At 36.4% G+C, this 5,116-nt stretch carries 3 protein-coding genes and 1 pseudogene; 1 reads left to right on the forward strand and 3 read right to left on the reverse strand.

Annotated features, from left to right (window positions below; genetic code table 11):
• Positions 1-196 precede the first annotated feature (196 nt).
• From AA81_RS05110 to AA81_RS05120, 3 genes are all read right to left on the reverse strand, one after another.
• The gene (locus AA81_RS05110) at positions 197-766 is read right to left on the reverse strand and encodes a protease complex subunit PrcB family protein (protein ID WP_103898431.1); all 570 of its coding nucleotides are present in this window, start codon (positions 764-766) and stop codon (positions 197-199) included.
• 79 nt (positions 767-845) lie between these two features.
• Positions 846-2,897: a S8 family serine peptidase gene (locus AA81_RS05115; RefSeq protein ID WP_103898432.1), complete on the reverse strand. Its 2,052-nt coding sequence runs from the start codon at positions 2,895-2,897 to the stop codon at positions 846-848.
• A gap of 19 nt (positions 2,898-2,916) precedes the next feature.
• Entirely contained in the window at positions 2,917-4,593 is a 1,677-nt protein-coding gene (locus AA81_RS05120) for a hypothetical protein (RefSeq protein WP_103898433.1), read from the reverse strand.
• A 334-nt stretch (positions 4,594-4,927) separates the two neighbouring features.
• Here AA81_RS05120 and AA81_RS05125 point away from each other — a divergent pair.
• Positions 4,928-5,116: pseudogene (locus AA81_RS05125) on the forward strand (amidohydrolase); the annotation flags it as partial.

The following is a 5,116-nucleotide window of genomic DNA, read 5'->3' on the forward strand; positions in this document are numbered from 1 at the left end:
GGGCAAAGCCAACTCCTTTTTCCTTATGGGCGGGCAGCGGGGCGAAACCATTTCCTTTTTCCCTATGGGTGGGGAGCGGGGGAAGGGCGCTATAACGACTTTTATAAAGACAATAAAAAATTATTGAGAGGAGACGACCAATCAGGGCGTCTCCCAATTTTTTAAAATATAAAACCTAGATATTTCCTTAAAAATATTAATTAGAAAATGTAAAACCCTTTCTCAACAACAATGGGTCACCATTCTTCTGTTCAATGGTCACAATTACTTCCCATTCTCCAACATCCAAAACTTCGTTAATTTCCACCCCTATTGAAGGATAAGTAAACGCTTGTGTGACCATTTCCCCTTTAGCTGGCACCTTTAAAAACAAATCTATAAAGATTTGAAAGTTATCTCTGTTTATACTGATATCATTCAAAGAAAGATTGTACCCTCCAGTTTTTCTTTCGCCTGCACTAATACAAACAACAAATGGAACTCCTGTTACATTGTTAACTACAATATCCTCTTTTTTGATTATCACATCAGGTATTTGACTCTTGTAATAACAATCTAAAACCTTATAATTCTCCATACCTTCTCCTTTGTCAAAGGTGTAAGCGTCTAAAGGCTTTTTATCTATTCCTACTCCTTGAGCAGGTTCTTGAATAACTTCTTGTTCAACCCCTGTTTCATTTTGTAATGATGGGGATAATAAGAAAAAAGCAGAGCCAACCGCCACAACAATTAACGAAATTACTAAAATTATCTGAGGTGTAGTCATCTTTAAAAACCTCCTCTATTGAAAAATCAGATCTTTCTCTTAAATAAAATTGGGATCCGAAGACCCCAATCTTATTGCTTTAGTAAACAGTCCACCATAATCCAGCTCCTCCATATTCATCTATAAATCCAATTGTTGAATCTGGAGTAACTTCACAGAAAACCGGAATAGGATAACCATTCATAGATACTTCTCCCTCAACATAGATAGATATATCATCTTCACCATCAGCTTGTTCATATTGGTAGGTTAAAAAATACCAATAAATATCATGACCTTTTTCATCTATGGCCGCTAAGAGATTTGTTGAGGTAGCAGATTCGCTTAACAAATTGAAGTTTGTCATTGTTTCCTGGAAAATATTTATCAAGCTTATTGTGAGAGTTCCACCAAAAGTATCTACTGTTCCTAAGGTTAGCTCAAATTCAGTAGTTTCAAATTCTTGTTCAATTCTTGGTATATCATTGATAATAGGATCAATTAAGTCTTCATAGTTTATTGCTGCCACAGTAGTTTCAGTAACATATCCCAATTCTTCTTCCATTCTTAAATTTGGCGCATTATAATACAAATACTCAGGTCCACCAATAATAACTTCATAATCTCCTGGTTCAATTCCAGCGAACAATTCATATGCGGAATCATTAGTCTTGCCATAATATCTTTTGCCCGTTTCTTTATTTTCTAAAGTTACATTTACCCCTGCTAAATCCATATCATGGTTTCTCTTCGATGTTGCTAAAACTGCCAAAGCCCCTGCTTCGTAAACATTTGGATCAAGGTCCAGACTTGCAGAACTAATTCTTCCATATCCTGCAGCGGTATCGTAACCATCCTCATCAATATCCACTGCTCCCTCTTCGATCATCTTTCTTATCTGGTACACATTGGCGTCTGGATATTCTTCTTTAATTAAGGCAGCTAAGGCAGAAACATATGGGCATGCCATCGATGTTCCAGCCCAATAAGCATACGGTTCACCTTCTACTCCTTCACTTCCAGCTAACCTAACAGGAATAGATGAAATGACGTTGTTCCCTGGTGCCGCAACAGATACGTATTCTCCTCTTGATGAAAAATAAGTTATTTCATCAACCGCATTACTTGCTGCAACGCCTATAATTCCTGTATAAGCAGAAGGATAGTGCCAAAATTGGTCGGTTGTGTCATTACCAGAAGAGGCAACAACAACTACGTCATTGGTAAGAGCATAATCAAAGGCATCTTTTAGGATGTTTGAATATCCTCCGCCCCCCCAACTGTTTGACAAAACATCTGCACCATTATCTACAGCCCAAACTATTCCAGCAGCTACTGCATAATCACCAATGTAACCAGGGTTAAATATTCTTATAGGCATTATCTTTGCATCTGGAGCTAATCCAACTATACCCTTCTCATCATTTTTTGCAGCTATTATGCCCGCTGTGTGTGTGCCGTGTCCATCAGAGTCATAATCGATTTCTGGATTAATAATTGTATCCTCATAAGGGTCATAACCTTCTACCAACTGACCCTCTAAATCAGGATGTGTCCCGTCTGTTCCTGTATCTAATAACCCCACAGTTACACCAGCACCAGTAGCTTTTTCCCATGCGGTTTCAGCGCCAATTAAATCCAAAGCGTATTGATGTTCCTTGTAATCTGGATAACCTTCCTCTACTTGATTCAATGTGCTACTTCCCGTTTCTTTTTGAATAATATTAGAATCTGTGCTTTTAATAACTGGTATTTCCCTGTCTGTATAGTTTGGTTCAACGTATCTGATACCTTCTATCTTTTTCCCTTTCAGTATTTCAAAAGCCTTTTCTACATCCATAATATCGGTATCTAATTTTAGCAATACTGCATTGAGTTTATCAATTTCTCTTTCAATAGTTGCTCCTTTGAAATTCTCCGCTATTATTTCTTCTACATTAGCACCCGCTTCATATCCCACAACTAACTCATCGTTATTAAATTTCCTGTTTGAAAGTTCTTTAAAAGAAGGTAAATAACTTTCGGAACCAGAAAAATCGGTTTCTGAAGTATCATTATTGATTACATCACTTATGTTCAAATTCATACAACCAGAAATAATAAAAGTTAACAAAACGACCAAACCAATTATTATCGAAAAACGCTTTTTCATATTCACTTAACCCCCTTTCTTAATTACCTGTAGTAAATTCATTGTGCATCTCAGGCATTACACCGCCTAAAGGATCTATACCCCATCCATAATCAATAGCTATTGAGTATGCAACACTGTCTACATCATAAGAAATGGCGTATGCATAATCTACTCCCCAATCGTATGTTTTGGCGGGTTCTAACTTATCGTATTCATAGTAATATATTCCATCTGGCAAGTATAAGAACCAATTCAAATCATCGTATTCAGAGCTTCCTTCGCTTCCAAGGAATGTGACAGAAACTTCTTCAGCTCCTAAAGTCACAAAATCATACACGAAAAGCGTTGACTCTTCTAAAATACCTGGAAGTATGTAATTTTCACTTTGTACTAAGTCGTATATCCACATCGTATAGTAGTATTCCACCTCAGATTCAGGAGAAGTTAGTTCCTTTGTAGGTTCCCAAACAAAAGTGGGTTGCCTTGAAACATCTTTTTCTCTGTCAGCTGGCGATTTTAAATCAACGTTAAAACTATCAAGTGGGACAATAGAACCTAATTCAACGAGTTCACTTTCTTCATTTCCCCTATACGAACTTACTGCATACCATACCTCTTTATTAGGTGCATTTTGTGCTGAAGGATCTAAGAAGTAGCCATATTCAGCAATACCTATTTTTGTGTAGTGAACTCCATCAAAAGATCTGTAAACGTTATAAGCATCGGGGCGTATTACGTTAGGGCCAATAAATCCGTACCAATCTAATGTATCAAAATCAACCCAACTTATTTCTACCCACAAATTCGTTCCTTCAGGTGCAGCTTCTAAACTTTTACCAAAGTTTTTCATAGGGTTAAATTCTTGTGGTAACTTATTAGTTGTGGAATCGAATTTTTCAGACATCATTTCTACGAGATTATCTTTACTATAGAACTCTACTCCCTGATTTCTTGTGTATGAAACTAAATTCACATATCCCAAATCTGCCCAGCTAAGTGGAACAAAAAGTTCTTCTTCTACCTCTTCTACTTCTCTGTTTATTGTTAAATACTCAATTTTCTGAACCATGTTGTCGTTGTAATCGACAAATTCAACATACAAAGGAACTTCTCCATTATAGTACGAAACATTCATTGTGAATGTAGCTGTTCTTGTATCAGGAGCGGATTCTCTTGGCCCAAAATATCCTGCTCCTGGATCTCCGCTAATTTTTGCGTAAATTATGTATGGAGAGTTCTGAGATTCAACATCTACCCTCAACAAGAAATCTTCAGTTGCAGGTTGGGTTATATCCATAGGATTTCCATTAAGATAATAAAAGGTCAGATTAATTTCTGGAAAAGTTTCTTCGTCTGGGTCGGGACTCAAGTCAGATTCTCTCACTTGTACTTCTTTGACGTTGTTTACAAAATCAGCAACTTTTAAACCTTCTATTTTACTAATCCCATAACCATCCTTTTTTATTTCAACGTCTACTTTTTCGGGGAAACCAGTAACATCGAAGGTTACTTCTCCATCCTCATCTGTCATACCCCGAGCTAACACATCGCTGCCTGATTTCACAACAACGTTCGCTCCCTCAACTACAGGTCCTGCGTTGTAAGCTACTACTAAAAAGGTCCCGGGTGTTACTTCAGGTTCTTCAGTCGGGATACATCCAGCCAACAGCAATAATGAAACAGCTAAAACCACAACATACCAATACTTTTTCATACCATAATTCACCCCCATTCAACTTTGTAAGCTCTTTCTTTGAAAAAAGTAAATCAAAAAACTTCTACAAAAAACGTCTTTGTTAACTTTTCTCTTCTCTACCACCCCCCTCGGCTTTATCAAAGTCACGTTATATTAACACTAATATTATTGTACCACAAAAAATTTACTTTTTTCAAAAAAATTTACATTTTTATTATTTTTTTATTGTAATTTTTAATGAAGTTAGAATTACTTGTTTTACCTATTCGTATTCTTTTCCCTTTTAAAAATCATCTCACAAACAATATTTTATAGTATAATATCAATGAAAACAACCAAAGGAGTTGTGGATATGTCTAAAAAGCTTTTGAAGAATGCGTATGTTTTAATTAGTGCGGATGATGATGTAGAAAAATTTGATATATTAATAGACAAAGATGAGATCGAAGACTTACTCACCCCAGGTGATTCAACCACGGTGGATTTGGGAGATGTAGACGAATACGATCTATCTGGAAAGTTGATCGTCCCTGGATTTATT

This window comes from Petrotoga halophila DSM 16923, from assembly GCF_002924615.1.